Annotated in this window: 22 protein-coding genes; 12 read left to right on the top strand and 10 right to left on the bottom strand. The window is 59.2% G+C overall.

Translation table 11 applies throughout. From position 1 onward, the window contains the following. Positions 1-4: 4 nt before the first annotated feature. From ispC to rpsB, 7 genes are all read right to left on the bottom strand, one after another. Positions 5-1,195 (bottom strand): 1-deoxy-D-xylulose-5-phosphate reductoisomerase, encoded by a 1,191-nt coding sequence (gene ispC, locus AACY18_RS03955; RefSeq protein WP_339464337.1) that lies wholly within the window; start codon positions 1,193-1,195, stop codon positions 5-7. Continuing rightward, positions 1,192-1,998 (bottom strand): phosphatidate cytidylyltransferase, encoded by an 807-nt coding sequence (locus tag AACY18_RS03950; protein ID WP_339464335.1) that lies wholly within the window; start codon positions 1,996-1,998, stop codon positions 1,192-1,194. The genes ispC and AACY18_RS03950 overlap by 4 nt, the downstream gene beginning before the upstream one ends. After that, a complete protein-coding gene (gene uppS, locus AACY18_RS03945) occupies positions 1,998-2,753 on the bottom strand; it encodes a polyprenyl diphosphate synthase (RefSeq protein ID WP_221732444.1) in 756 nt (251 codons plus the stop codon). The genes AACY18_RS03950 and uppS overlap by 1 nt, the downstream gene beginning before the upstream one ends. Positions 2,754-2,767: 14 nt before the next feature. Further along, on the bottom strand, positions 2,768-3,325 hold the full coding sequence (gene frr, locus AACY18_RS03940; protein ID WP_339430545.1) for a ribosome recycling factor: 558 nt from the start codon (positions 3,323-3,325) through the stop codon (positions 2,768-2,770). After that, positions 3,322-4,065, bottom strand: coding sequence for a UMP kinase (gene pyrH, locus AACY18_RS03935; RefSeq protein ID WP_003222124.1), 744 nt, complete (start codon positions 4,063-4,065; stop codon positions 3,322-3,324). The genes frr and pyrH overlap by 4 nt, the downstream gene beginning before the upstream one ends. A 209-nt stretch (positions 4,066-4,274) precedes the next feature. After that, on the bottom strand, positions 4,275-5,138 hold the full coding sequence (tsf, locus tag AACY18_RS03930; RefSeq protein WP_339430544.1) for a translation elongation factor Ts: 864 nt from the start codon (positions 5,136-5,138) through the stop codon (positions 4,275-4,277). A gap of 203 nt (positions 5,139-5,341) precedes the next feature. Next, entirely contained in the window at positions 5,342-6,079 is a 738-nt protein-coding gene (rpsB, locus tag AACY18_RS03925) for a 30S ribosomal protein S2 (protein ID WP_095189367.1), read from the bottom strand. Positions 6,080-6,452: 373 nt separating this feature from the next. Here rpsB and map point away from each other — a divergent pair, with 373 nt between their 5' ends. From map to AACY18_RS03905, 4 genes are all read left to right on the top strand, one after another. Next, complete coding sequence (gene map, locus AACY18_RS03920; protein WP_339430543.1) at positions 6,453-7,235, top strand: type I methionyl aminopeptidase; 783 nt, start codon at positions 6,453-6,455, stop codon at positions 7,233-7,235. Positions 7,236-7,278: 43 nt separating this feature from the next. Beyond that, a complete protein-coding gene (locus AACY18_RS03915) occupies positions 7,279-9,981 on the top strand; it encodes a [protein-PII] uridylyltransferase (protein ID WP_339430542.1) in 2,703 nt (900 codons plus the stop codon). 44 nt (positions 9,982-10,025) lie between these two features. Next, complete coding sequence (dapC, locus tag AACY18_RS03910) at positions 10,026-11,225, top strand: succinyldiaminopimelate transaminase (protein ID WP_339430541.1); 1,200 nt, start codon at positions 10,026-10,028, stop codon at positions 11,223-11,225. Positions 11,226-11,498: 273 nt separating this feature from the next. Beyond that, positions 11,499-12,245 carry a M12 family metallopeptidase gene (locus AACY18_RS03905; RefSeq protein ID WP_339430540.1) on the top strand — a complete coding sequence of 249 codons (747 nt, stop codon included), beginning with the start codon at positions 11,499-11,501 and terminating at the stop codon, positions 12,243-12,245. Here AACY18_RS03905 and AACY18_RS03900 read toward each other — a convergent pair. Further along, positions 12,238-13,869, bottom strand: a complete 1,632-nt coding sequence (locus tag AACY18_RS03900) for a Na+/H+ antiporter (RefSeq protein ID WP_339430539.1) — start codon at positions 13,867-13,869, stop codon at positions 12,238-12,240. The genes AACY18_RS03905 and AACY18_RS03900 overlap by 8 nt on opposite strands. A gap of 183 nt (positions 13,870-14,052) precedes the next feature. Here AACY18_RS03900 and AACY18_RS03895 point away from each other — a divergent pair, with 183 nt between their 5' ends. The 4 genes from AACY18_RS03895 to AACY18_RS03880 all read left to right on the top strand — a co-directional run bounded on the left by AACY18_RS03895 (position 14,053) and on the right by AACY18_RS03880 (position 17,239). Further along, positions 14,053-14,415 (top strand): ArsC family reductase, encoded by a 363-nt coding sequence (locus AACY18_RS03895; RefSeq protein WP_003222107.1) that lies wholly within the window; start codon positions 14,053-14,055, stop codon positions 14,413-14,415. 33 nt (positions 14,416-14,448) lie between these two features. Then, a complete protein-coding gene (dapD, locus tag AACY18_RS03890; protein ID WP_339430538.1) occupies positions 14,449-15,483 on the top strand; it encodes a 2,3,4,5-tetrahydropyridine-2,6-dicarboxylate N-succinyltransferase in 1,035 nt (344 codons plus the stop codon). A gap of 149 nt (positions 15,484-15,632) precedes the next feature. Next, positions 15,633-16,838 (top strand): aminotransferase class V-fold PLP-dependent enzyme, encoded by a 1,206-nt coding sequence (locus AACY18_RS03885; protein WP_339464334.1) that lies wholly within the window; start codon positions 15,633-15,635, stop codon positions 16,836-16,838. After that, positions 16,835-17,239, top strand: a complete 405-nt coding sequence (locus AACY18_RS03880; RefSeq protein WP_339430536.1) for a SufE family protein — start codon at positions 16,835-16,837, stop codon at positions 17,237-17,239. The genes AACY18_RS03885 and AACY18_RS03880 overlap by 4 nt, the downstream gene beginning before the upstream one ends. Before the next feature lie 82 nt (positions 17,240-17,321). Here the strand turns inward: AACY18_RS03880 and tcdA are convergent, their stop codons facing one another. Then, the gene (gene tcdA / locus AACY18_RS03875) at positions 17,322-18,134 is read right to left on the bottom strand and encodes a tRNA cyclic N6-threonylcarbamoyladenosine(37) synthase TcdA (protein ID WP_401160484.1); all 813 of its coding nucleotides are present in this window, start codon (positions 18,132-18,134) and stop codon (positions 17,322-17,324) included. Positions 18,135-18,354: 220 nt separating this feature from the next. Here tcdA and AACY18_RS03870 point away from each other — a divergent pair, with 220 nt between their 5' ends. The 4 genes from AACY18_RS03870 (at position 18,355) to AACY18_RS03855 (ending at position 23,600) form a co-directional block, all read left to right on the top strand. Beyond that, entirely contained in the window at positions 18,355-20,946 is a 2,592-nt protein-coding gene (locus AACY18_RS03870; protein WP_339464333.1) for a glycosyltransferase, read from the top strand. A 240-nt stretch (positions 20,947-21,186) separates the two neighbouring features. Further along, a complete protein-coding gene (dapE, locus tag AACY18_RS03865) occupies positions 21,187-22,338 on the top strand; it encodes a succinyl-diaminopimelate desuccinylase (protein WP_339430533.1) in 1,152 nt (383 codons plus the stop codon). Beyond that, entirely contained in the window at positions 22,338-23,147 is an 810-nt protein-coding gene (locus tag AACY18_RS03860) for a putative RNA methyltransferase (RefSeq protein WP_339430532.1), read from the top strand. The genes dapE and AACY18_RS03860 overlap by 1 nt, the downstream gene beginning before the upstream one ends. 75 nt (positions 23,148-23,222) lie before the next feature. After that, complete coding sequence (locus AACY18_RS03855; RefSeq protein ID WP_339430531.1) at positions 23,223-23,600, top strand: hypothetical protein; 378 nt, start codon at positions 23,223-23,225, stop codon at positions 23,598-23,600. A gap of 53 nt (positions 23,601-23,653) precedes the next feature. Here AACY18_RS03855 and AACY18_RS03850 read toward each other — a convergent pair whose 3' ends face one another. After that, positions 23,654-25,765: a hypothetical protein gene (locus tag AACY18_RS03850; protein WP_339464331.1), complete on the bottom strand. Its 2,112-nt coding sequence runs from the start codon at positions 25,763-25,765 to the stop codon at positions 23,654-23,656. Positions 25,766-25,937: the final 172 nt, after the last annotated feature.

Genomic DNA, 25,937 nt, shown 5'->3' with positions numbered 1-25,937 from the left:
AATTCTATCGATCGTGACGCTTCAACCACTGCTCAGCCAGAACTCGCGCCTTGGCGTCTGCCGTAAACACAGCGTCGAGATCATCCAGTGCTACGACCGGTTCGAGGTTCAACACCTGCTCGATGATACTCGCGATTTCCAGGTAACGGATTCGTCCGTCGAGAAACGCCGCCACCGCCACTTCGTTCGCCGCATTGAGCATCGCCGGTGCACTGTCGCCTGCTTCGGCAGCTTGACGCGCCAGACGCAGACAAGGGAAGCGCTGCTCATCCGGCGCCTCAAAGTCCAGGCGCGCAACTGCGAACAGATCCAGCGGCGCCACACCGGAGTCTATGCGTTCCGGCCAAGCCAGAGCATTGGCGATCGGTGTGCGCATGTCAGGGTTCCCCAATTGCGCCAGTACCGAGCCATCGACATAGTCGACCAGCGAGTGAATCACGCTCTGCGGGTGGATCACCACCTCGACTTGCGACGGCTTTGCATCAAACAACCAGCAAGCCTCGATCAACTCAAGACCTTTATTCATCATGCTGGCCGAGTCTACTGAAATCTTGCGCCCCATGGACCAGTTCGGGTGGGCACACGCTTGCTCAGGTGAAACGTGCGCCAATTCGCTCATCGGCGTCTGTCGGAACGGACCACCAGAGGCTGTAAGCAAAATCCGGCGAACACCGACAGCGCTCAATCCGCGAGCAAAATCCAGTGGCATACACTGGAAAATCGCGTTGTGTTCGCTGTCGATCGGCAGCAGCACAGAACCGCTTTGGCGTACCGCCTGCATAAACAGGGCGCCGGACATTACCAGCGCCTCTTTATTGGCCAAAAGGATCTTCTTGCCGGCCACAACGGCCGCCAGAGTCGGACGCAGGCCAGCCGCGCCAACGATCGCCGCCATCACCGCGTCGACTTCCGGAGCAGAAGCGACCTGACACAGGCCCTCTTCCCCCACCAGCACACGGGTCGACAAACCGGCTGCGCGCAAATCATCCTGCAAACCGCGCGCAGCGGCGACTTGCGGTACCACGGCAAATTGCGGCACATGCCGTATGCACAACGCCAGCAACTCACTCAGGCGAGTGAAACCGCTCAATGCGAAAACCTGATAGCGCTCAGGGTGACGCGCAATAACATCAAGGGTGCTCAGACCAATCGAGCCGGTCGCCCCCAAAACAGTGATCTGTTGCGGGCGGCTCACGGCGCAGCCATCCACAGCAACACCGCGAAGACTGGAATGGCCGCGGTCAGACTGTCGATACGATCAAGAACGCCGCCATGACCTGGCAGCAGATTACTGCTGTCCTTGATGCCGGACTGACGCTTGAACATGCTTTCGGTGAGGTCGCCCACAACCGAGATGAAGACGATCAGCGCAGCACCAATCAAACCCTTGAGCAACTCGGCAACCGTCCAGTCACGTACCAGGCCGACAATAGCGGTGATCACCAGACTGAGGGCAAGACCGCCGTAGACGCCTTCCCAGCTTTTACCCGGACTGACTTGAGGGGCCAACTTACGCTTGCCGAATGCACGACCGGAAAAATAAGCGCCGATATCTGCGCCCCAGACCAGCACCATCACTGCCATGATCAGCCAGTTACCCAATGGGTATTGCTTGATCTGCATCAGGCCTTGCCAGGCCGGCAGCAAAATCAACAGACCAATCACTAGCTTGCTGGCAGCACTGGACCAATGTTCGCTGGAACGCGGGTAGGTCAGCACCAGATACGTCGCAACTGCCCACCAAAGCACCGAAGCACCCAGCACCCACGGCGCGAGACTGGGCACCACGTACATGACGAACAACATAAATGCGACGACGGCAGCAAAGCCGACGCGAAACGATTGCGCGGTGAAGCCCGCCAGACGTGCCCATTCCCAGGCACCGAGGCTCACGACCAGACCGATGAACAGCGCAAAAGCGGAACCTTCGAGCAGGAAAAACCCGCACAAGGCGATCGGCAGCAGGATCAGTGCAGTGATGATTCGTTGTTTAAGCATTAAACCCGGGCTCCAGCTTCGACCTGTTCGCTCGTTTTACCGAAACGACGCTGGCGCGAAGCGAAATCAGCCAGCGCATTGCGCATGGCATCGTGTTTGAAGTCCGGCCAGAACAGGTCGGAGAAGTACAACTCGGCGTAAGCCAGTTGCCACAGCAGGAAGTTGCTGATGCGGTGCTCTCCGCCCGTGCGGATGCACAAGTCCGGCAACGGCAGATCGCCGGTCGCCAGACAGGTTTGCAGCAGATCAGGAGTAATGTCTTCCGGACGCAGATGCCCGGCCTGAACTTCACGCGCCAAACGCTGCGCGGCTTGCGCGATATCCCACTGACCGCCGTAGTTGGCGGCGATCTGCAGGATAAAACGATTGGAGCCCGCAGTCATGGCTTCGGCTTCGCGCATCGCGGCCTGAAGCTCCGGATGGAAGCGCGAACGATCGCCAATGATGCGCAGGCTAATGTTGTTCTCGTTCAGGCGCTTGGCCTCACGACGCAAGGCCTTGAAGAACAGATCCATCAAGGCACTGACCTCATCGGCCGGGCGCTGCCAGTTCTCACTGGAGAAGGCGAACAGGGTCAGCACTTCGACCTTGGCCTCAGCGCACACCTCGATCACGGCCCGAACAGCATCCACGCCCGCTTTATGCCCGGCGACACCCGGCATAAAGCGTTTTTTCGCCCAGCGATTGTTGCCATCCATGATGATCGCGACATGGCGCGGCACCGCGGACGGCGCAGTCTGCTTGGTCTTGTCCATTTAAAGCTCGACCCTTATACGGCCATCAGGTCTTTTTCTTTCTCGTCCGTGGCCTTGGTGATCTGGGCCTCGGATTCTTTGGTCAGCTTATCGATATCAGCGATGGCACGACGCTCTTCGTCTTCGCTGATTTCCTTGTCCTTGACCAGTTTCTTGAGCTCGCCCAAAGCATCACGACGAATATTGCGCACGGCAACACGCGCGTCTTCAGCAGCGCTGCGTGCCTGCTTGGTGAAGCCTTTACGCGTTTCCTCGGTGAGGGCCGGCATCGGGATCAACAGCAACTCACCCAGGTTAGTCGGGTTGAGGTTCAGACCGGCGCTCTGGATAGCCTTGTCGACGGCTGCGAGCATGTTGCGCTCGAACGCCACGACCTGCAGCGTGCGCGAGTCTTTCACGGTGACGTTGGCAACGCCACTCAGCGGGGTGTCAGTGCCGTAGTAAGGCACCATCACGCTACCCAGAATGCTTGGGTGCGCCTTGCCGGTACGAATCTGACCGAATGCATGGGACAGGGAGTCCAGAGACTTTTGCATACGCTCTTGAGCGTCTTTCTTGATTTCGTTGATCATTGTTGACCTTCCTCGATCAGGGTACCTTCAGCGCCGCCATGGACGATGTTCAGCAGGGCACCGGGTTTGTTCATGTTGAATACGCGCAGCGGCATCTTGTGGTCGCGGCACAGGCAAATAGCCGTCAGGTCCATCACACCCAGCTTGCGATCCAGCACTTCATCATAAGTCAGATGATCGAACTTCTCGGCATGCGGGTCTTTGAACGGATCGGCTGTGTAGACGCCATCAACCTTGGTCGCCTTGAGCACGACGTCCGCGTCGATTTCGATTGCGCGCAGGCAGGCTGCCGAATCCGTGGTGAAGAACGGATTGCCGGTACCGGCCGCGAAAATCACGACGTCTTTGGAGTTCAGGTGGCGCATGGCTTTGCGGCGATCATAGTGATCGGTTACGCCGACCATGGAAATGGCCGACATCACGATGGCCGAGATATTGGCACGCTCCAGCGCGTCGCGCATGGCCAGGGCATTCATCACAGTGGCCAGCATGCCCATGTGGTCGCCTGTCACCCGATCCATGCCGGCTTTGCTCAGCGCTTCGCCGCGGAACAGGTTACCACCACCGATCACCAGACCGACCTGTACGCCGATACCGACCAGCTGACCGACTTCCAGCGCCATTCGATCCAACACTTTCGGATCGATCCCGAACTCTTCCGAGCCCATCAAGGCCTCGCCGCTAAGCTTGAGTAGAATGCGTTTATAGCGAGCCTGATAACCACTGCCCTGCTGAGCCATTGCGAATCTCTCCTGCGGCGTATTTAAAATTCTTTGCGAGCTGTTTACAGCTGGCGTTCACTCTAGCTTGGCGCTGCTTCAGCGCCATCGGAACATGGCTTTGTAAGTCAGTTCCAAGTGGAAACCAATAAAAAATTGGTTGCCCCATCTGAAAAGAGGCTGCGCGCGTGAGCGGGCAGCCTCTTTCGGGCGACAGTTGAAAAACCGTCTTACTGCTTGGCGGCAGCCAGCTGGGCAGCAACTTCTTCAGCGAAGTTGTCGACCGGCTTCTCGATGCCTTCGCCTACTTTGTAGTAAGTGAAGGAAACGATTTCTGCGCCGCCTTTCTTGGCCAGCTCGCCAACCTTGATTTCAGGGTTTTTGACGAACGCCTGCTCAACCAGGCTCGCTTCTGCCAGGAACTTGCTGATACGGCCCTTGACCATGTTCTCAACAATGTTTTCTGGCTTGCCTTTGATTTTTTCTTCGTTCAGCTGCATGAACACAGCTTTTTCGCGCTCGATCGCTTCAGCCGAAACTTGCGAAGGCAGCAGGAACTCAGGGTTGCTTGCAGCTACGTGCATCGCGATGTCTTTGGCCAGCTCGACGTCACCGCCTTTCAGAGCCACAACAACACCGATCTTGTTGCCGTGCAGGTACGAGCCCACAACGTCACTTTCGATACGGGTCAGACGACGGATGTTGACGTTTTCGCCTACTTTGGCAACCAGTGCTTCGCGATCAGCTTCTTGAGCAGCGATCAGCGGAGCCGCATCGGTCAGCTTGTCAGCGAAAGCTTTTTCAACGCTGGCAGCAACAAAGTTTTTGAAGTCGTCTTGCAGAGCCAGGAAGTCGGTCTGCGAGTTCACTTCCAGGATAACGGCAGCTTTACCGTCGTCCTTGATTGCGATTGCGCCTTCAGCGGCAACGTTGCCAGCTTTTTTCGCAGCTTTGATCGCGCCCGAAGCACGCATGTCATCAATGGCTTTTTCGATGTCGCCGTCAGCCTTTTCCAGGGCTTTCTTGCAATCCATCATGCCTTCGCCGGTACGCTCGCGCAGTTCTTTAACCAACGCTGCAGTAATTGCTGCCATTTTCAAATTCCTCTTGGATAGGTTTTCAACCATTCCACCCGATCGAACGGGCGTTCAATTCTTCCCGAATCACCTTGTAGCCGCTGCACGTTACAGATGCAGGGTGAGCGCTACCACAAGTGGGCGCCGACAAATGGTTTTCGAGGTGGCAAAAAGGGGGCCAAGCCCCCTTTTTGCTTACTGAGTCAACGCCAGGGCGTCAATTACTCAGCTGCAGCCTGAGTTTCTTCAGCTGCGAATTCTACAGTGCCGCCGCCAACATTGTTGCGACCACGGATAACTGCGTCAGCCATCGAACCCATGTATAGCTGGATAGCGCGGATTGCGTCATCGTTGCCTGGGATGATGTAGTCAACGCCTTCCGGGCTGCTGTTGGTATCGACAACGCCGATGACCGGAATGCCCAGCTTGTTGGCTTCGGTGATCGCGATGCGCTCGTGGTCAACGTCGATCACGAACAGTGCGTCTGGCAGACCGCCCATGTCCTTGATGCCGCCCAGGGAGCGATCCAGCTTCTCAAGATCACGAGTGCGCATCAGCGCTTCTTTCTTGGTCAGCTTGGCGAAGGTACCGTCTTCGGCTTGAACTTCAAGGTCACGCAGACGCTTGATGGAAGCACGAATGGTTTTGAAGTTGGTCAGCATGCCGCCCAACCAGCGGTGATCGACGTACGGCGAACCGCAACGTGCTGCTTCTTCAGCAACGATCTTGCCAGCGGAACGCTTGGTACCGACGAACAGAATCTTGTTTTTGCCCTGGGCCAGACGTTCTACGAAAGTCAGAGCTTCGTTGAACATTGGCAGGGTTTTTTCAAGGTTGATAATGTGAATCTTGTTACGCGCGCCGAAAATGTACTTACCCATTTTCGGATTCCAGTAACGGGTTTGGTGACCGAAGTGCACACCGGCCTTCAGCATATCGCGCATGTTGACTTGGGACATGATAGTTCCTTAATAAGTCGGGTTTGGCCTCCACGTATCCCAATGACCAACCAGTGGCATAAAGCCAAAAGCACCCAGGTCATCGTGTCGACACGTGTGTGGATTTAAGCTTTTCGGGGCATCCCCGGAAAGCGGCGCATTTTATACCACAGGGTGTGCAGAAACGGAACCCGAAATCTGTAATCACACCAAGGACATGGGCGCAGCCCCCTTGGAATCGACCCGGCACCCGCCATTGTATAGAGAGAAGCGATGCACACCGGCGCGGAATTGCTCCTTTGGTCTGTTAGAATCGCGTTTTTCGGGGTCGCAAAACGAACAGTTGCCACCCTACCCGTATCAGCAAGCGCCGCCGAGCGCAGAGAGAGCCTGTATGACCGTCAACCTCAAAACCCCCGAGGACATCGCTGGTATGCGTGTCGCCGGCAAACTGGCCGCCGATGTGCTGGAAATGATTGCCGAGCATGTAAAACCGGGCATTACCACTGATCAATTGAACCAGATCTGCCACGACTACATCGTCAATGTGCAGCAGGCCATCCCTGCCCCGCTCAACTACAAGGGCTATCCGAAGTCGATCTGCACCTCGATCAACCATGTGGTCTGCCACGGCATCCCGAACGACAAACCGCTGAAAAACGGCGACACCCTGAACATCGACGTGACAGTGATCAAGGACGGCTATCACGGCGACACCAGCCGCATGTTCCACGTCGGCGAAGTACCGGTCTGGGCCGAGCGCCTTTCGCAGATCACCCAGGAATGCATGTACAAGGCCATCGAGATCGTCAAACCTGGCTGCCGCCTGGGTGACATCGGTGAAGTCATCCAGAAGCATGCGGAAAAGAACGGTTTCTCGGTGGTTCGCGAATTCTGTGGTCACGGCATCGGCAAGGTGTTCCACGAAGAGCCACAGATCCTCCACTACGGCCGCGCCGGCACCGGCATGGAACTGAAGGCCGGCATGACCTTCACCATCGAGCCGATGATCAATCAGGGCAAGGCCGACACCAAAGTATTGGGCGACGGCTGGACGGCGATCACCAAGGACCGCAAGCTCTCGGCACAGTGGGAACATACCCTGCTGGTAACCGACACTGGCTACGAGATCTTCACTCTGCGCGCCGACGACACCATCGCGCGCATTTCGGCCTGATCCCCAGCACGCTCTCAGCCTTTTACAGAAGGAAAGCCAATCGATGCCGCAGGTGGATCCCGAACTCTTCGACCGCGGCCAGTTCCAGGCTGAACTGGCCCTGAAAGCGAGCCCCATAGCGGCGTTCAAGAAGGCTATCCGCCAGGCCCGCGAGGTGCTCGACACACGTTTTCGCTGCGGCCGTGACATCCGCCGGCTGATCGAAGACCGCGCCTGGTTCGTCGACAACATCCTGCAAAAGGCCTGGGAGCAGTTCAACTGGAGTGAAGACGCCGATATCGCGCTGGTCGCGGTCGGCGGCTACGGCCGAGGGGAGTTGCACCCTTACTCGGACATCGATCTGCTGATCCTGCTGGACAGCGCCGATCACGAAGTTTTCCGCGATTCCATCGAGCGTTTTCTGACTTTGCTGTGGGACATCGGCCTCGAAGTCGGTCAGAGCGTTCGCTCGGTCGATGAATGCGCCGAAGAAGCCCGCGCCGACCTGACAGTGGTCACCAACCTGATGGAAAGCCGCACCATTTGCGGCCCCGAGCGTTTGCGCCAGCGCATGCTGGACGTCACCAGTACCGCGCACATGTGGCCAGCCAAAGAGTTCTTTCTGGCCAAGCGCGCCGAACAGAAGACTCGCCACCACAAGTACAACGACACCGAATACAACCTGGAACCCAACGTCAAAGGCTCGCCCGGCGGACTGCGGGACATTCAGACGATTCTTTGGGTTGCCCGTCGTCAATACGGCACTCTCAACCTGCGCGCGCTGGCCGGCGAAGGCTTCCTGGTCGAGAGCGAAAACGCCTTGCTCGCCTCTTCGCAGGAGTTTTTGTGGAAGGTGCGTTACGCCCTGCACATGCTGGCCGGACGCTCTGAAGACCGTCTGCTGTTCGATTATCAACGCACCATTGCCGGGTTACTGGGTTTTGAAGGTGACGACGCCAAGCAGGCCGTCGAAAACTTCATGCAACAGTACTTTCGCGTAGTGATGAGCATCGCCCAGCTCAGCGACTTGATCATCCAGCACTTCGAAGAGGTCATTCTCGCACCGGAGGACGAAGCACCGCCGCAACCGATCAACTCGCGCTTCCAACTGCACGACGGCTATATCGAGGCGCGCAGTGACAATGTATTCCGCCGCACGCCGTTCGCCATGCTCGAAATTTTCGTGTTGATGGCTCAGCAGCCTGAAATCAAAGGCGTGCGTGCCGACACCATTCGCTTGCTGCGCGAGTACCGTCACCTGATCGACGACAACTTCCGCAACGATATCCGCAATACCAGCCTGTTCATCGAGCTGTTCAAGTGCAAGGTCGGCATCCACCGAAACCTGCGGCGGATGAACCGTTATGGCATTCTCGGGCGCTACCTGCCGGAGTTCGGCTTTATCGTCGGGCAGATGCAGCACGACCTGTTCCACATCTATACGGTCGACGCACACACCCTGAACCTGATCAAACACCTGCGTAAGTTGCAGTACACCCAGGTATCGGAAAAATTCCCGCTGGCCAGCAAGCTCATGGGCAAGCTGCCCAAACCGGAGCTGATCTACCTCGCCGGCCTGTACCACGACATCGGCAAGGGCCGGCATGGCGATCACTCGGAAATCGGTGCGGTCGATGCCGAGGCGTTCTGCCAGCGTCATCAGTTACCGGTATGGGACAGCCGTCTGATCGTCTGGCTGGTGCAGAACCACCTGGTGATGTCGACCACGGCCCAACGTAAAGACTTGTCCGACCCGCAAGTGATCCACGACTTCGCTCAGGCCGTCGGCGACGAAACCCGCCTCGACTACCTGTATGTGCTGACGGTCGCCGATATCAACGCGACCAATCCGACACTCTGGAATTCATGGCGCGCGAGCCTGCTGCGCCAACTCTACACCGAGACCAAACGCGCCCTGCGCCGAGGCCTCGAGAACCCGGTGGATCGCGAAGAGCAGATCCGCCAGACCCAGAGCGCGGCCCTGGACATCCTGGTGCGCGGCGGCACCGATCCGGACGATGTCGAGCAATTGTGGGCGCAGTTGGGCGATGACTACTTCCTGCGTCACACAGCAGGCGATGTGGCCTGGCACAGCGATGCAATTCTCCAGCAGCCCACCGATGGTGGCCCACTGGTGCTGATCAAGGAAACCACCCAACGCGAGTTCGAGGGCGGTACGCAGATCTTCATCTATGCACCCGATCAGCACGATTTCTTTGCCGTGACCGTGGCGGCGATGGACCAGCTCAACCTGAACATTCATGATGCCCGGGTCATCACCTCGAGCAGCCAGTTCACCCTCGACACCTACATCGTGCTCGACACCGATGGCGACTCGATCGGCGACAACCCGGCCCGGGTCAAGCAGATCCGCGAAGGCCTGACCGAAGCCTTGCGCAACCCGGACGACTACCCGACGATCATCCAGCGCCGGGTACCACGCCAGCTCAAGCACTTTGCCTTTGCGCCGCAGGTGACGATCCACAACGACGCCCAGCGACCGGTGACGGTGCTGGAGCTCACCGCGCCCGACCGGCCAGGACTGCTGGCGCGCGTTGGCGGGATATTCCTCGAGTTCGACCTGTCACTGCAGAACGCCAAGATCGCCACGCTGGGCGAACGGGTGGAAGACGTGTTCTTCATCACCGACGCGCACAATCAGCCGTTATCCGATCCGCTGCTGTGCAGCCGTTTGCAGGATGCGATCGTCGAACATCTGAGCGTCAATCAGGAACCCGATATCAAACTGTCGCGCATCAGCATCTGACTGCGCGCCCGGATTAATCTGCTTTGCATTGAGACCCTGCACGAATGAACAACGCTCTGAACCAGCTCCAGCCCTACCCTTTCGAAAAGCTGCGCGCCCTGCTCGGCACCGTCACGCCGAATCCGGACAAGCGCCCGATCGCGCTGTCCATCGGTGAACCGAAGCATCGCTCGCCAAGCTTCGTCGCCGAGGCGTTGGCCAATAATCTGGATCAGATGGCGGTGTACCCGACCACGCTCGGCATTGCGGCGCTGCGCGAAGCCATTGCCGGCTGGTGCGAGCGTCGCTTCGGCGTGCCAACCGGCTGGATCGACCCGGCGCGCAACGTGCTGCCGGTCAACGGAACCCGTGAGGCGCTGTTTGCCTTCACCCAAACCGTGGTCAACCGGGGTGACGACGCACTAGTGGTCAGCCCGAACCCGTTCTATCAGATCTACGAAGGCGCCGCCTTCCTCGCCGGTGCCAAGCCGCATTACCTGCCGTGCCTGGACGAGAACGGTTTCAACCCCGACTTCGATGCCGTCTCGCCGGACATCTGGACGCGCTGCCAGATCCTGTTCCTGTGCTCGCCGGGTAACCCGACGGGTGCGCTGATCCCGGTCGAGACGCTGAAAAAACTCATCGCCCTGGCCGACGAATACGATTTCGTGATCGCCGCCGATGAGTGCTACAGCGAGTTGTACTTCGACGAACAGACGCCCCCGCCGGGCTTGCTCACTGCTTGCGTAGAACTGGGCCGCAAGGACTTCAAACGCTGCGTGGTCTTCCACAGCCTGTCCAAGCGCTCCAACCTGCCGGGGCTGCGCTCCGGTTTCGTCGCCGGCGATGCCGACATTCTCAAAGGCTTCCTGCTGTATCGCACCTACCACGGTTGTGCGATGCCGGTACAAACCCAACTGGCCAGCGTTGCCGCGTGGAATGACGAAGTGCATGTACGTGCCAACCGTGCGCTGTACCGCGAGAAATTCGATGCCGTATTGGAGATCCTCAGCCCGGTGCTGGATGTGCAGCGCCCGGATGGCAGCTTCTATCTGTGGCCGAATGTGCAAGGTGATGACGCGGCGTTTTGCCGTGACCTGTTTGCCGAAGAACATGTGACTGTGGTGCCGGGCTCCTATCTCTCCCGGGAAGTGGATGGCGTCAACCCTGGGGCTGGCCGCGTGCGCATGGCGCTGGTAGCCCCCTTGGCAGAATGCGTTGAAGCGGCTGAGCGGATTCGCGCTTTTATTACTCGCAAGCAGTAACTTCCGAAGTCTTGCGCCAGGCAACCTGGCGCAACGGCCTGATTAAAAGTTACACATTCACCCCATCAACAGTCTCCTGTCCGGCCGCCCTGAGTTATCCCTGTGCGCCAATACTCCAAACCCTGAAAAAAATGCAATAGCGGAACGTGGATCCAGCATAAAGTTACAACATCTGCCCCCAAAGAACGCCCAACCAGATTATCTTCGCATCCGCTTAAACAGGTTTGTCCAATGGATCAGGACAGACATTCAAAACCAACACGGATGTTGATCATGCAAATATTCCACTATGTAGAACTGAAGCTGCAGAATAAAAACAACTGCACTGACTCGATCAATGAAGAACATACCGAAGACCGGGTACAACCGTTGTCTCAAGGACGTCACAAGCGCTCAGTCGCTTATGCCAACTATTTCTGGGAAAACGCCAGCACCCTTAAAATCTCTTTCGCCCACGATGTTCCTGTTGACCTGAGAGACCGAATCGAAAGGATCATTCGCCAATGGGAGCCTTACGTCAGTCTGGCCTTTGAAATCGTGGCGGATGACAAGGGGGAAATTCGCATCGCTGTGGGCGGCAAGGATAGCTACTCGACCATGGGGACAGAAGCACTCAACATCCACGCTGACCTTCCGACCCTGTGCATCGGAGTAGAACCGGACCACTTTGATTTTGAGCGCACACTGCTTCATGAGTTTGGTCATGCTTTGGGCTTTCATCATGCGCACCTGCACCCCCAGGCCAATATTCCGTGGAACAAACCGGTAGTTTATAACTTCTTCAAAACCAACTTCGGCTGGACCAAAGCACGAGTCAACCTTAATCTCTTTGATGTTGACCCGACCCAAACACTGTCTTTTGGCAAGTACGATAAAGACTCCGTCATGCACTACCACATACCAGACTTCATGACCTTGTCGAATTGGCAGACAAAAATAAATACAACACTCAGCGAAGGCGACAAGTTGTTTGCAAGTCAGACCTACCCCCCCATCAACTATCGCCAACTGCCTATTTGATCTTTCCCAGATTCGCCTCGCTCAAGTCCAGGTCAGCCAGCACTTCCCTGAGCACGTCATCGCCGATCCGGTGATGGCGACTCAGGCTATAGAGCTCAAGGCGCTGCGCCCGCAGTGCCTTCACACGCAAATGACGTTCCAGCAGATCCATCTGGAACGCCAGCGCCTGCGCTTCGGCGGAATCATTGAACACGTCCAGTTGATGGCGATATTCGGACATGATCCGGGCCTTGAGCTCTGCCGCCAACGCCGCTTGTGCAGCGTCCTGCGGGGGGAACTCTTCGGTTTCAAGCGCATGAATGGCCGCTTCAGCGGTTTGGCGCCAGGCATCGCGGACTTCCTGACGGCGTTTGTCGTCTGGACTCTTCTGGATTCCATGCAGCAACAGCGGCAGCACAATGCAGGCCGATATCAACGACAGCAGGATCACGCCGGCAGCGATGAAGATCAGCAGATCACGCTCAGGAAATGCGTGCGCCCCTATCAACATCGGTACCGACATCACGCCCGCCAGTGTCACCGCCCCTCGCACACCGCCGACGGTCAACAACCAGCAGGAACGGGCGGTGGGCACTTGTGTCAGCTCACCTTTGCCACGCAAACGCCGCAGCAGCACGGACAACCGCCAGATGCTTTGCACCCAGATAAACCGCAGCAGCACCAACGCCAGGAAAATCGCCACCACATCGAGGCAGCGATAAAACAACGTTGGCCACAGCGTCGGCTCATGGCTGACCACCGCCTTGATAATGTCCGGCAACTGCAAGCCCAATAGCAGAAAGATCAGGCCGTTGAAGGCAAACTCCAGCAGCGACCAGACGCTGCGATTGAGCAGTCGGGTGCTGGTCTGGCGCGGCAGCAGGTCGAGCCAGCTCTGCATCATCCCCGCCGCCACCGCCGAAAGAATGCCCGACACACCCAGGCGCTCAGCCAAAACGTACGCGGCGAACGGCAGCAACAACATGAACACCACATGGGTGGCCGGATCATCCCAGCCACGGGCGATCATCCAGGCGCGCCCGCGCCCGACCAACCAGCTCAATGCCACGCCAACGGCCAGCCCGCCGATTGCCACCACGACAAAGTCCAGGCTCGCATTGGCAAGCGAGAACACTCCGGTGACGGCTGCCGCCAAGGCGAACTTGAACGTCACCAGGCCCGACGCATCATTCATCAGTGCCTCGCCTTGAAGCATGTGCATCAGCGGCGTCGGCAGGCGGTTCTGCGAAATAGCCGAGACGGCCACGGCGTCGGTTGGCGACAACACGGCTGCCAGAGCAAAAGCCACGGGCAACGCAATCGTCGGCAGCAACCAATGAATGAAGTACCCGGCGCCGACCACGGTGAACAGCACCAACCCCACCGCCAGCGTCAGGATGGGCCCCCGCAGATGCCAGAGTTCGCGTTTGGGCATGCGCCAGCCGTCGGAAAACAGCAGCGGCGGCAGGAACAGAAACAGGAACAGCTCCGGGTCGAGCGCCACATGCAGACCCAGCGTCGGCCAGGCCAGCAAGGCACCGGCGGCGATTTGCACCAGAGGCAATGGCAACGGGATGACCCGTCCGAGCAAACGCGAGACGCTGACCAGCATCAGCAGGATCAGGACGGTGTAGGCAGTTTGCATAAAGCACAAATCTCAGGAGATCGACAGCGTTGAACTGCCATATTAGCCGCTTAGGATGCGCGTGACCGTTGCACCTACGTCGCAGTCTCGCCAACTCGCGCCCACAGGTTTTGCGCTTTACCCGAAGGGGCATGGCATAATCCCGGACCATTTTTTTCCAGCACCTGTAAAGGGGGCGATTCCTTGACCGTTTCAAGTAAAACGTTGCACCTTTTCGGCATCAAAGCCTGCGACACCATGAAAAAGGCGCGCACCTGGCTCGATGAACACGCTGTCAGCTACGACTTCCATGATTACAAAACCGCCGGTATCGACCGTGAACACCTGACCCAATGGTGTGACGAGCACGGCTGGCAAACGGTGTTGAACCGCGCAGGCACGACCTTTCGCAAACTCGACGACGAACGCAAAGCCGATCTCGACCAATCGAAAGCCATCGAACTGATGCTCGCTCAACCCTCGATGATCAAGCGCCCGGTGCTCGATCTCGGTGACCGAACCCTGATTGGCTTCAAGCCAGATATCTACGCGGCCGCACTCAAGTAAAGCAGCCCGTCACTTATTGCTAGAGGTATTCACATGTCCAACTCCCTGTTCAGCATCGCCTTCGGCGTCGGCACACAAAACCGTCAAGGCGCATGGCTGGAAGTGTTCTACGCACAGCCACTGCTCAACCCGTCGGCAGAACTGGTCGCGGCTGTTGCGCCGATCCTCGGTTACACCCAAGGCAACCAGGCCATCACCTTCACCACCGCGCAGGCTGCGCAACTGGCTGAAGCGGTCAAAGGCATCGACGCCGTTCAAGGCAAACTGCTGACCCGTCTGGCCGAGAGCCACAAGCCGCTGGTCGCCACCGTACTGGCCGAAGATACACAACTGACGTCGACGCCAGAGGCTTACCTCAAGCTGCACCTGCTGTCCCACCGCTTGGTCAAGCCGCACGGTGTGAGCCTGGCCGGGATCTTCCCGCTGCTGCCAAACGTTGCCTGGACCAGCCAGGGCGCGATCGACCAGAGCGAACTGGCCGAAATGCAACTCGAAGCCCGTCTGCGTGGCGAGTTGCTGGAAGTGTTCTCGGTGGACAAATTCCCGAAAATGACCGACTACGTCGTTCCGGCCGGCGTACGTATCGCTGATGCCGCGCGCCTGCGTCTGGGCGCCTATGTGGGCGAAGGCACCACCGTCATGCATGAAGGTTTCATCAACTTCAATGCCGGCACCGAAGGCCCGGGCATGATCGAAGGCCGTGTATCCGCTGGCGTCTTCGTCGGCAAGGGTTCGGATCTGGGTGGCGGTTGCTCGACCATGGGCACCCTGTCGGGCGGCGGCAACATCGTGATCAAGGTCGGCGAAGGCTGCCTGATCGGCGCCAACGCCGGTATCGGTATCCCGTTGGGCGACCGCAACACCGTCGAGTCGGGCCTGTACGTGACCGCCGGCACCAAGGTGGCGCTGCTGGACGAGCACAACAATCTGGTCAAGGTGGTGAAGGCCCGCGAGCTGGCCGGTCAGACTGACCTGCTGTTCCGTCGCAACTCGCAAACCGGTGCCGTGGAGTGCAAAACCCACAAGTCGGCCATCGAACTGAACGAAGCGCTGCACGCTCACAACTAAGCAGCCACCCGATCCCCTGTGGGAGCGGGCTTGCTCGCGAAGGCGTCCTGTCACTCAACAGCAGTGCTGAATGACACTACGCTTTCGCGAGCAAGCCCGCTCCCGCAGGGTCTGGCGTAAACCCCGCCCAAATTCACAGGGCTGAACAGATGATGATTCCCTCCCCGTGGCGCGCCGACTTCCCGGCCATCGCCGCACTGCAACGGCAAGACCAGACTTACCTGGACAACGCCGCCACCACGCAAAAACCCCAGGCCCTGCTCCACGCATTGGCGCATTACTACGCCAACGGTGCAGCGAATGTGCACCGTGCGCAGCACTTGCCCGGCGCCCATGCCACGCAAGCGTTCGAAGACAGTCGCCTCAAGGTTGCCCAGTGGCTCAATGCCGGTGACAGCGGGCAGATCATCTTCACCCACGGCGCCACCAGTGCGCTGAATCTCCTGGCTTATGGCCTGGAACATCTTTTCCATCCGGGCGATGAAATAGTCATCAGCGCCCTGGAGCATCACGCCAACCTGCTGCCGTGGCAGCAACTGGCGCAACGTCGCGATCTGAAACTGGTGATCCTGCCGCTGGATGACGACGGTTTGATCGACCTCGCGGCGGCGGTGCGTTTGATCACCCCGCGCACCCGATTGCTGGCGGTCAGTCAGTTGTCCAACGTGCTCGGCGCCTGGCAACCACTGCCCGCGTTGCTGGCCATGGCCAAGGCGCAAAACGCCCTGACCGTGGTCGATGGCGCCCAGGGCGTGGTACATGGTCGGCAGGACATGCAGGCCCTCGGTTGCGACTTCTATGTGTTTTCCAGCCATAAGCTGTATGGCCCTGATGGCCTCGGCGTGTTGTTCGGGCGCAACAAGGCGCTTGAACACCTGAAGCCGTGGCAGTTCGGCGGCGAAATGGTGCTGGAAGCCAATTATCACGACGCGCGCTTCCGCCCGGCGCCCCTGGGTTTCGAGGCGGGCACGCCGCCGATTGCCAGTGTGATCGGCCTCGGGGCGACCCTCGATTATCTGGCTGGGCTGGATCAGGACGCGGTGTCTGCTCACGAAGCGGCGCTGCATGATTATCTGCTGTGCGGCCTCGCCGCTCGCAACGGCATTCGCGTGCTGGGCTCGCCGCAACTGGCGCTGGCCAGTTTTGTCGTCGAAGGCGTGCACAACGCCGATCTGGCGCACCTGCTCACCGAGCAAGGCATTGCCGTGCGCGCCGGGCATCACTGCGCCATGCCACTGCTCAAAAGCTTCGAGCTCGCTGGGGCGATTCGCGTATCGCTGGCGCTGTACAACGACTCCGAAGATCTGGAGCGCTTTTTTGAAGCGCTGGATCAGGCGCTGGAATTGTTGCGATGAGCCTGCCGATCGCCGCCGCGCAAGCGCTGCAAACCTTTCAGAATGCTGCCGGTTGGGAACAGCGGGCGCGGTTGCTGATGCAGTTCGGTGATCGTCTGCCGCCGCTGGGCGATGCGGATAAAAACGATGCCAACCGGGTGCATGGTTGTGAAAGCCAAGTGTGGCTGGTGGGCAAACTGCAGGACGGTTACTGGCAATTCAGCGCCAGCAGCGATGCGCGGATGATTCGCGGGTTGGTGGCGTTGCTGCTGGTGCGGGTCAACGGGTTGACTGCTGATGAATTGCAGCAGGTGGATTTGCCGGACTGGTTCAGCCAGTTGGGGCTTTCGCGCCAGCTTTCACCGTCGCGCAGTAACGGCTTGAATGCCGTGCTCAAGCGGATGAATGCGTTGGCTGTTTGATCGCCTTCGCGAGCAAGTTTGCCCCCACAGGGGAACGCATCCCAATGCGGGCTTGCTCGCGAAGGGGCCATCAGCCTCTGCATCAAACCTGAGGTTTGACTCGGTCAGCCGGGCGCCGAACACCCGCCACAAGCTTGTCCACAGCCTTGGTTGCCGCGACCATGCCAAACGTCGCCGTCACCATCATCACCGCGCCAAATCCACCGGCACAGTCCAGTTTGACGCCGTCGCCGACAAAGCTCTTCTGCAAACAAATGCTGCCGTCAGGCTTCGGATAGCGCAGTTGTTCGGTGGAGAACACGCACGGCACGCTGTAGTGACGGGTCACGGTGCGCGAAAAACCGTAATCGCGGCGCAACGTAGAGCGCACTTTCGAGGCCAACGGATCATTGAACGTGCGGTTCAGGTCGCAGACCTGAATCAGCGTCGGGTCAATCTGCCCGCCCGCGCCGCCCGTGGTGATGATCTGGATCTTGCGGCGTTTGCACCAGGCGATCAACGCAGCCTTGGCGTTGACCGCGTCGATGCAGTCGATCACGCAGTCGATGTTTGGCGTGATGTATTCGGCCATCGTGTCGCGGGTGACGAAATCCGCCACCGCGTGCACGGTGCAGTCGGGATTGATCCCGCGCAGGCGCTCGGCCATGACCTCGACTTTGGGTTTGCCGACGGTGCTGTCCAGCGCATGCAACTGCCGGTTGGCGTTGCTGACGCAGACGTCGTCCAGGTCGAACAGCGAGATTTCACCCACGCCGCAACGGGCCATGGCTTCCGCCGCCCAGGAACCGACGCCGCCGACGCCGACGATCGCCACATGGGCGGCGCGCAGACGCTCCAGGCCTTCGATGCCATACAAACGGGCGATGCCTGCAAACCGTGGATCTTCTGTACTCATGACCATTACCCCAAAAACCGGCGCGCATTATAGGGCTACGCAGCGACAAGTTTTAAGCTTCAAGCTACAAGTGTAAGAACTTAAGTCAACGCCGGTTGCCCAATGTCAGTCATTTCCCTGTCCGATGTACGACTGGCGAACTGCCGGTGTAGGATGCGCGCCCCTCTGGCGTACAGCCGACCGATCCTCCGTTCCACAGCCTTTGGAACCCGAAACAGCTATGTCATCGCGTAAATTTGGACTCAACCTGGTGGTGGTTCTGGCAATCGCCGCCCTGTTCACCGGTTTCTGGGCGCTGATCAATCGCCCGGTTTCTGCACCGAACTGGCCGGAGCAGATCGCCGGTTTCTCTTATTCGCCATTTCAGCAGGGACAATACCCACAGAAGGATCAGTATCCGTCTGATGAGGAGATGCGCCGCGACCTGGAGATCATGAGCAAGCTGACGGACAACATCCGCATCTACTCGGTCGACGGCTCCCTGCAAGACATCCCGAAACTGGCTGAAGAATTCGGTTTACGCGTGACCCTCGGGATCTGGATAAGCCCCGATCAGGAACGTAACGAGCGGGAGATCCAGCGCGCCATCGAACTGGCCAACACTTCGCGCAGCGTGGTTCGGGTGGTGGTCGGTAACGAGGCGATTTTCCGCAAGGAAATCACTGCCGAGCAACTGAGCGTGTTGCTTGATCGCGTACGCGCAGCCGTGAAAGTGCCGGTGACCACCTCCGAGCAATGGCACGTTTGGGAAGAACACCCGGAACTGGCCAAGCACGTTGACCTGATCGCCGCGCACGTGCTGCCGTACTGGGAATTCATTCCCGTCGACAAGGCCGGACAGTTCGTTTTCGACCGTGCCCGCGACCTGAAAAAGATGTTCCCGAAAAAACCGCTGCTGCTGTCCGAAGTGGGCTGGCCGAGCAACGGCCGCATGCGCGGTGGCGCCGACGCGTCGCCGGCGGATCAGGCGATCTACCTGCGCACGCTGGTCAACAAACTCAACCGCCAGGGCTTCAACTACTTCGTGATCGAAGCCTTTGATCAGCCGTGGAAGGCCAGTGACGAGGGGTCGGTCGGCGCGTACTGGGGCGTGTTCAACGCGGCGCGTCAGCAAAAATTCAACTTTGAAGGCCCAGTGGTGGCGATTCCGCAATGGCGCGTGCTGGCCATCGGTTCGGTGGTGCTGGCGCTGCTCTCGCTGACGCTGCTGATGATCGACGGCTCGGCCCTGCGCCAGCGTGGCCGTACCTTCCTGACCTTTATCGCGTTCCTCTGCGGTTCGGTTCTGGTGTGGATCGGTTACGACTACAGCCAGCAATACAGCACCTGGTTCAGCCTGACGGTGGGTTTCCTCCTGGCGCTGGGTGCGCTCGGGGTGTTCATCGTGTTGCTCACCGAGGCGCATGAACTGGCCGAAGCGGTGTGGACTCACAAGCGCCGACGAGAATTCCTGCCGGTGATCGGCGATTCGGACTACCGACCTAAAGTGTCGATCCATGTGCCCTGCTACAACGAGCCGCCGGAGATGGTCAAACAGACCCTCAACGCCTTGGCCAACCTCGACTATCCGGACTTCGAAGTCCTGATCATCGACAACAACACCAAGGACCCGGCGGTGTGGGAACCGGTGCGCGACTACTGCGCAACCCTCGGCCCGCGCTTCAAGTTCTTCCATGTAGCGCCGTTGGCAGGTTTCAAGGGCGGCGCGCTGAACTACCTGATCCCGCACACCGCCAAGGACGCCGAAGTGATCGCCGTGATCGACTCCGATTACTGCGTGCACCCTGACTGGCTCAAGCACATGGTGCCGCACTTCGCCGATCCGAAAATCGCCGTGGTGCAGTCGCCGCAGGATTATCGCGACCAGAACGAAAGCACCTTCAAGAAACTCTGCTACGCCGAGTACAAAGGTTTTTTCCACATCGGCATGGTCACCCGTAATGACCGTGACGCGATCATCCAGCATGGCACCATGACCATGACCCGTCGCTCGGTTCTGGAAGAACTGGGCTGGGCCGACTGGTGCATCTGTGAAGACGCCGAACTGGGTCTGCGCGTGTTCGAAAAAGGCCTGTCGGCGGCGTATTACCACGACAGCTACGGCAAAGGTCTGATGCCGGACACCTTCATCGACTTCAAGAAGCAGCGTTTCCGCTGGGCCTATGGCGCCATCCAGATCATCAAGCGCCATACCCGCAGTCTGCTGCGCGGCCAGGACACCGAACTGACTCGCGGCCAGCGCTACCACTTCCTCGCGGGCTGGTTGCCGTGGGTCGCGGACGGGATGAACATTTTCTTCACCATCGGCGCTTTGTTGTGGTCGGCGGCGATGATCATCGTGCCGCAACGGGTCGACCCGCCGCTGCTGATTTTCGCAATCCCGCCGCTGGCGCTGTTCGTGTTCAAGGTCGGCAAGATCATCTTCCTGTATCGCCGCGCGGTGGGCGTGAACCTCAAGGATGCGTTCTGTGCGGCACTGGCCGGGCTGGCGTTGTCGCACACCATCGCCAAAGCGGTGCTGTACGGCTTCTTCACCAGCAGCATTCCGTTCTTCCGCACGCCGAAAAACGCCGACAACCACGGCTTCTGGGTGGCGATTTCCGAAGCACGGGAAGAATTGTTCATCATGCTGCTGTTGTGGGGCGCGGCGCTGGGGATCTTCCTGGTGCAAGGCATTCCGAGCAACGACATGCGCTTCTGGGTGGCGATGCTGCTGGTGCAGTCGCTGCCGTATCTGGCGGCGCTGATCATGGCGTTCCTGTCGTCACTGCCAAAACCTGCCGCGACGCCTGAGCCGGCACCGGTCGTCTAAATACTCATCGATGCACTAAACGGCGGCCAATGGTCGCCGTTTTGCTTTAAGATAACCGCCATTTTGCGGGGCTTGGCGTGATACGCGGTCTGACTGACCGGACTGTATCCCTGTGGGAGCGGGCTTGCTCGCGAATGCGGTGTGTCATTAAAAGTTGATGTTGACTGGCACAATGCATTCGCGAGCAAGCCCGCTCCCACATTTAGTCCGCGCCCACATTCATGATCTCCGGAGTTCTCCATGACGGCCCACGCCGACCTTTCGCCGACCCTCCAACTCGCCATCGACCTGATCCGCCGTCCGTCCGTGACGCCGGTCGACGCCGATTGCCAGAAGCAGATGATGCAGCGCCTGGGCGATGCCGGTTTCACGCTGGAGCCGATGCGCATCGAAGATGTGGATAACTTCTGGGCCATCCACGGCAACAACGACGGCCCGGTGCTGTGCTTCGCCGGTCACACCGACGTGGTGCCGACCGGCCCGGTGACCGCCTGGCAGATCGATCCGTTCAATGCGGTGATCGATGAACACGGCATGCTCTGCGGCCGTGGCGCGGCAGACATGAAAGGCAGCCTGGCGTCGATGACCGTGGCCGCTGAGCGTTTCGTTGCCGATTACCCGAATCACAAGGGCAAGGTCGCGTTTCTGATCACCAGCGACGAAGAAGGCCCGGCGCACCACGGCACCAAGGCTGTGATTGAGCGTCTGGCGGCGCGCAAAGAGCGTCTGGACTGGTGCATCGTCGGCGAACCGTCGAGCACCACACTGGTGGGCGACGTGGTGAAAAACGGCCGTCGCGGCTCGCTTGGCGCCAAACTCACCATCAAAGGCATTCAGGGCCACGTCGCCTACCCGCATCTGGCGAAGAACCCGATTCACCTCGCGGCGCCGGCCCTGGCTGAACTGGCCGCCGAGCATTGGGACCACGGCAACGACTTCTTCCCGCCGACCAGTTTCCAGATTTCCAACGTCAACTCCGGCACCGGCGCGACCAACGTGATTCCGGGCGATCTGGTGGCGGTGTTCAACTTCCGCTTCTCCACCGAATCGACCGTTGAAGGCCTGCAAAAGCGCGTGGCCGACATCCTCGACAAGCATGATCTGGACTGGCACATCGACTGGGCGCTGTCAGGCCTGCCGTTCCTCACCGAGCCGGGCGCGCTGCTCGACGCGGTGTCGTCGAGCATCAAGGACATCACCGGCCGCGAGACCAAGGCGTCCACCAGCGGCGGCACGTCCGATGGCCGTTTCATCGCGACCATGGGCACCCAAGTCGTTGAGCTGGGCCCGGTCAACGCAACCATTCACCAGGTCAACGAGCGTGTGCTGGCGGCCGATCTCGACGTGCTGACCGAGATCTACTACCAGACCCTGATCAAGTTGCTCGCCTGATGCTGGCATGCCCGATCTGCAGTGAGCCGCTGAACGCGGTAGACAACGGCGTGGTCTGCCCCGCCGGGCATCGCTTCGACCGTGCGCGCCAGGGTTACTTGAACCTGTTGCCGGTGCAGCACAAAAACAGCCGCGACCCTGGCGACAATCAGGCGATGGTCGAGGCGCGCCGCGACTTCTTGAACGCCGGGCATTACGCGCCGGTGGCCAAGCGTCTGGCCGAGCTGGCAGCGAGTTACGCACCGGCGCGCTGGGTCGATATCGGTTGTGGCGAGGGTTACTACACCGCGCAAATCGCCGAAGCCCTGCCGGATGCCGATGGCTACGCGCTGGATATCTCCCGCGAAGCCGTCAAGCGCGCCTGCAAACGCAATCCGCAACTGACCTGGTTGATCGCCAGCATGGCCCGCGTGCCATTGGCGGCGGGCAGTTGCCAGTTTCTCGCCAGCGTTTTCAGTCCGCTGGACTGGGAAGAGGCCAAGCGCCTGCTCAGCGTCGGCGGCGGCCTGATGAAAGTCGGCCCGACCAGCGGCCATCTGATGGAACTGCGCGAACGTCTTTACGACGAGGTTCGCGAATACACCGACGACAAGCATCTGGCCTTGGTGCCGTCAGGCATGGCACTGGCACACAGTGAGACGTTGGAGTTCAAGCTGACGCTGGACAAACCCGAGGATCGCGCCAACCTCCTGGCGATGACACCCCACGGCTGGCGCGCCAGTGCCGAACGCCGCACGGCGGTGATCGAACAGGCCGAGCCGTTCGTGACCACCGTGTCGATGCGCTACGATTATTTCGTTCTTCAATAACTTTTGGTCTCGGGCAAGTGCCCGGGGCCGGCTAAATCCGCGAATGGATTTTTCAGACCCGCAGTGAGGACATCCATGCGCCAACCGGATATCGAGATTTACCTGAAAGACGCCGACGTCGACCACAAAGCCATTTCCGCCTGGCTCGGTGAAGCGTTGGGCCCGTGCAGCGACTGGGTACAGAAAGGCCAGACCTACAAGTGCAAGGCCGGCAACATCCCGGTGACCTGGCTGCCCAAAGCCGTGGGCAAGTGGAACAGCCTGTACCTGGAAAGCGATGCGACCCCATGGGACGACGACATCGCCTGCGCCCGCGCCGCGTTTGCTGCGCTGAACGTCGAAGTGCGTTGTGCACCGGGGACGTGGGTCGAGGAAGAAGGCGAGGAAACGGCGGATCGCTGGATGCGCATCAGCGCTGATGGTGAAGAAGAGATCACCTGGAAAACCGCCTGAACAACCCGGCGCCATATCTGTCCCGCGACGGATATGGCGCCCGATTTTTTGTCCTAGATCCCTTGATCGGCATCGGAGTAACTGAAGATGTTCGCTGCATGGGGCGAGACTTTAATGACAGGAATACGTCTACCTGTCGTTTTCAAGAAGTCCCGCTGAATATTCTTCGCTCCTTCCACACCGACCGCCCGGCTCGCAGTATTGAAGTAGATGAACGCCTTGATCGGCAGATTCGAAATGTTCTGCGGCCAGGTCTTAATCATCACCTCGTTTTGTCGCCACGAAGCCAGTTCACCCGCTGGATTTTCCCGCGAAAGTAAACTGAGTGCGAACCCCGCCCTATCCACACCGAAACTGCATTGATGGTGATAGCGGTTGGTGCTGCTGGCTGGATACTGCCGGAAGTGCGCACGCCAGGTCGTCAGTGTCGTGAGGCCTTGAGCAGCACATGGAACACTGCTGCTCGGGAAATTGCTCGCAGCCCCGCAGCCGGCTGCACTACGAATCAAAGTGCCCCCATCGTAGGGGTATGAACACAGGACTTGAAGCGGGTAGCCCCCATTGACGGTAAAGTTCTGCCCCGTTTCCAGAACAAAACCCTGGGTTCGACTACCTTGCAGTTGATTCATGCCAATACCCGTCTTCATGTAGCTGAATGACACCCCGCCTAGTTTTTCGGCGCCCGGACTAGGGTTCCAGGCATGAAATGCCGTCGAATCATCAACTGTGCGAATCAGTACCCCGGCGCAGTACCATGCTCCCAGACTGGAATTGCTCGGACAGGTATTACTGGTCGTCGAATATTGTACGTTCAACTCATTTGCAACCCGTGGGCCGTCGCCCGGAGCGGCAACACCTGTCACCTTGATCGGCAAGGGAGATGAAGTGATCAGATTCCCGACACCGCCCACTTTATAGGTGTAAGTCAGGTTGACCGTACGTGCCTTGTTTTCAGTGATCCAGGCTTTGGGCAACTTGAAGGTCAGCGTGCCCACGGTGAACACGGTCTGGATTGGCGCATCACGCAACGCCACACCGGTCAGGCGCACACCGACAGTATCCTTTGGCGCCAGGCTCGGATAACTGACCTGTACGTTGGCTTCGGTGCCGAGCGTATCGGCATTCAACTCGCCCGCCGGGGCTTCGACCACCTTGAACACACTCTGGCCCTGCGCGCTGACCACGCGGATACTCAGTGGGGACGAGGTAATCAGATTTCCGACACCGCCGACCTTGTAGGTGTAAGTCAGGTTGACCGTACGCCCCTTGTTTTCGCTGATCCAGGCTTTGGGCAACTTGAAGGTCAGCGTGCCCACGGTGGACACGGTCTGGATTGGCGCATCACGCAACGCCACACCGGTCAGGCGCACACCGACAGTATCCTTTGGCGCCAGGCTCAGATAACTGACCTGTACGTTGGCTTCGGTGCCGAGCGTATCGGCATTCAACTCGCCCGCCGGGGCTTCGACCACCTTGAACACACTCTGGCCCTGCGCGCTGACCACGCGGATACTCAGTGGGGACGAGGTAATCAGATTTCCGACACCGCCGATCTTGTAGGTGTAAGTCAGGTTGACCGTACGCCCCTTGTTTTCGCTGATCCAGGCTTTGGGCAACTTGAAGGTCAGCGTGCCCACGGTGGACACGGTCTGGATCGGCGCATCACGCAACGCCACACCGGTCAGGCGCACACCGACAGTATCCTTTGGCGCCAGGCTCGGATAACTGACCTGTACGTTGGCTTCGGTGCCGAGCGTATCGGCATTCAACTCTCCCGTCGGGGCTTCGACCACCTTGAACACACTCTGGCCCTGCGCGCTGACCACGCGGATGCTCAGTGGGGACGAGGTAATCAGATTTCCGACACCGCCGACCTTGTAGGTGTAAGTCAGGTTGACCGTACGCCCCTTGTTTTCGCTGATCCAGGCTTTGGGCAACTTGAAGGTTCGCGTGCCCACGGTGGACACGGTCTGGATTGGCGCATCACGCAACGCCACACCGGTCAGGCGCACACCGACGGTGTCCCTAGGCGCCTGACTCGGATAATTCACCTGAACAGTGGCCTCTGTGCCGAGGGTATCGACATTCAACTCGCCTCCCGGCGCGTCGACCACTTTGAATATCGCGGGCTGCGCCGCCGAAATACCTGATTCTTGTTGTGGCAATGCCAGACCTGTCATTGCGCGAGCGAGCGGTTCCGGAGAAGCATTTTCGGAGGTCGTCTGACCTGAGCACCCGAAAAGCCCCAAGACCAGCAAAATCGAAATACCTTTCCACATGACCGCTTTCCTCTCGCGTAGGTAGAGCCGCGAAAATACTGGCTCCAAGGCACGTTTT

This window comes from Pseudomonas sp. EA_65y_Pfl2_P74 (assembly GCF_963970575.1).
In the GTDB taxonomy this organism is placed as follows: Bacteria; Pseudomonadota; Gammaproteobacteria; order Pseudomonadales; family Pseudomonadaceae; genus Aquipseudomonas; species Aquipseudomonas baetica_A.
Note: the sequence above shows the minus strand (reverse complement) of the source record. Positions and strands in the feature narration are given on the sequence as shown.

Excerpts from the sequence above, each read along its gene's own strand:
- pyrH (WP_003222124.1), bottom strand. The coding sequence starts at position 4,065 with ATGGCTCAGCAGGGCAGTGGTTATCAGGCTCGCTATAAACGCATTCTA.
- AACY18_RS03915 (WP_339430542.1), top strand. The coding sequence starts at position 7,279 with ATGCCGCAGGTGGATCCCGAACTCTTCGACCGCGGCCAGTTCCAGGCT.
- AACY18_RS03880 (WP_339430536.1), top strand. The coding sequence starts at position 16,835 with ATGAGCCTGCCGATCGCCGCCGCGCAAGCGCTGCAAACCTTTCAGAAT.
- AACY18_RS03900 (WP_339430539.1), bottom strand. The coding sequence starts at position 13,869 with ATGCAAACTGCCTACACCGTCCTGATCCTGCTGATGCTGGTCAGCGTC.
- tsf (WP_339430544.1), bottom strand. The coding sequence starts at position 5,138 with ATGGCAGCAATTACTGCAGCGTTGGTTAAAGAACTGCGCGAGCGTACC.
- tcdA (WP_401160484.1), bottom strand. The coding sequence starts at position 18,134 with ATGAGTACAGAAGATCCACGGTTTGCAGGCATCGCCCGTTTGTATGGC.
- AACY18_RS03855 (WP_339430531.1), top strand. The coding sequence starts at position 23,223 with ATGCGCCAACCGGATATCGAGATTTACCTGAAAGACGCCGACGTCGAC.
- AACY18_RS03950 (WP_339464335.1), bottom strand. The coding sequence starts at position 1,998 with ATGCTTAAACAACGAATCATCACTGCACTGATCCTGCTGCCGATCGCC.
- frr (WP_339430545.1), bottom strand. The coding sequence starts at position 3,325 with ATGATCAACGAAATCAAGAAAGACGCTCAAGAGCGTATGCAAAAGTCT.
- AACY18_RS03860 (WP_339430532.1), top strand. The coding sequence starts at position 22,338 with ATGCTGGCATGCCCGATCTGCAGTGAGCCGCTGAACGCGGTAGACAAC.
- dapD (WP_339430538.1), top strand. The coding sequence starts at position 14,449 with ATGTCCAACTCCCTGTTCAGCATCGCCTTCGGCGTCGGCACACAAAAC.
- dapC (WP_339430541.1), top strand. The coding sequence starts at position 10,026 with ATGAACAACGCTCTGAACCAGCTCCAGCCCTACCCTTTCGAAAAGCTG.
- map (WP_339430543.1), top strand. The coding sequence starts at position 6,453 with ATGACCGTCAACCTCAAAACCCCCGAGGACATCGCTGGTATGCGTGTC.
- uppS (WP_221732444.1), bottom strand. The coding sequence starts at position 2,753 with ATGGACAAGACCAAGCAGACTGCGCCGTCCGCGGTGCCGCGCCATGTC.
- AACY18_RS03885 (WP_339464334.1), top strand. The coding sequence starts at position 15,633 with ATGATGATTCCCTCCCCGTGGCGCGCCGACTTCCCGGCCATCGCCGCA.
- rpsB (WP_095189367.1), bottom strand. The coding sequence starts at position 6,079 with ATGTCCCAAGTCAACATGCGCGATATGCTGAAGGCCGGTGTGCACTTC.
- AACY18_RS03870 (WP_339464333.1), top strand. The coding sequence starts at position 18,355 with ATGTCATCGCGTAAATTTGGACTCAACCTGGTGGTGGTTCTGGCAATC.
- dapE (WP_339430533.1), top strand. The coding sequence starts at position 21,187 with ATGACGGCCCACGCCGACCTTTCGCCGACCCTCCAACTCGCCATCGAC.
- AACY18_RS03905 (WP_339430540.1), top strand. The coding sequence starts at position 11,499 with ATGCAAATATTCCACTATGTAGAACTGAAGCTGCAGAATAAAAACAAC.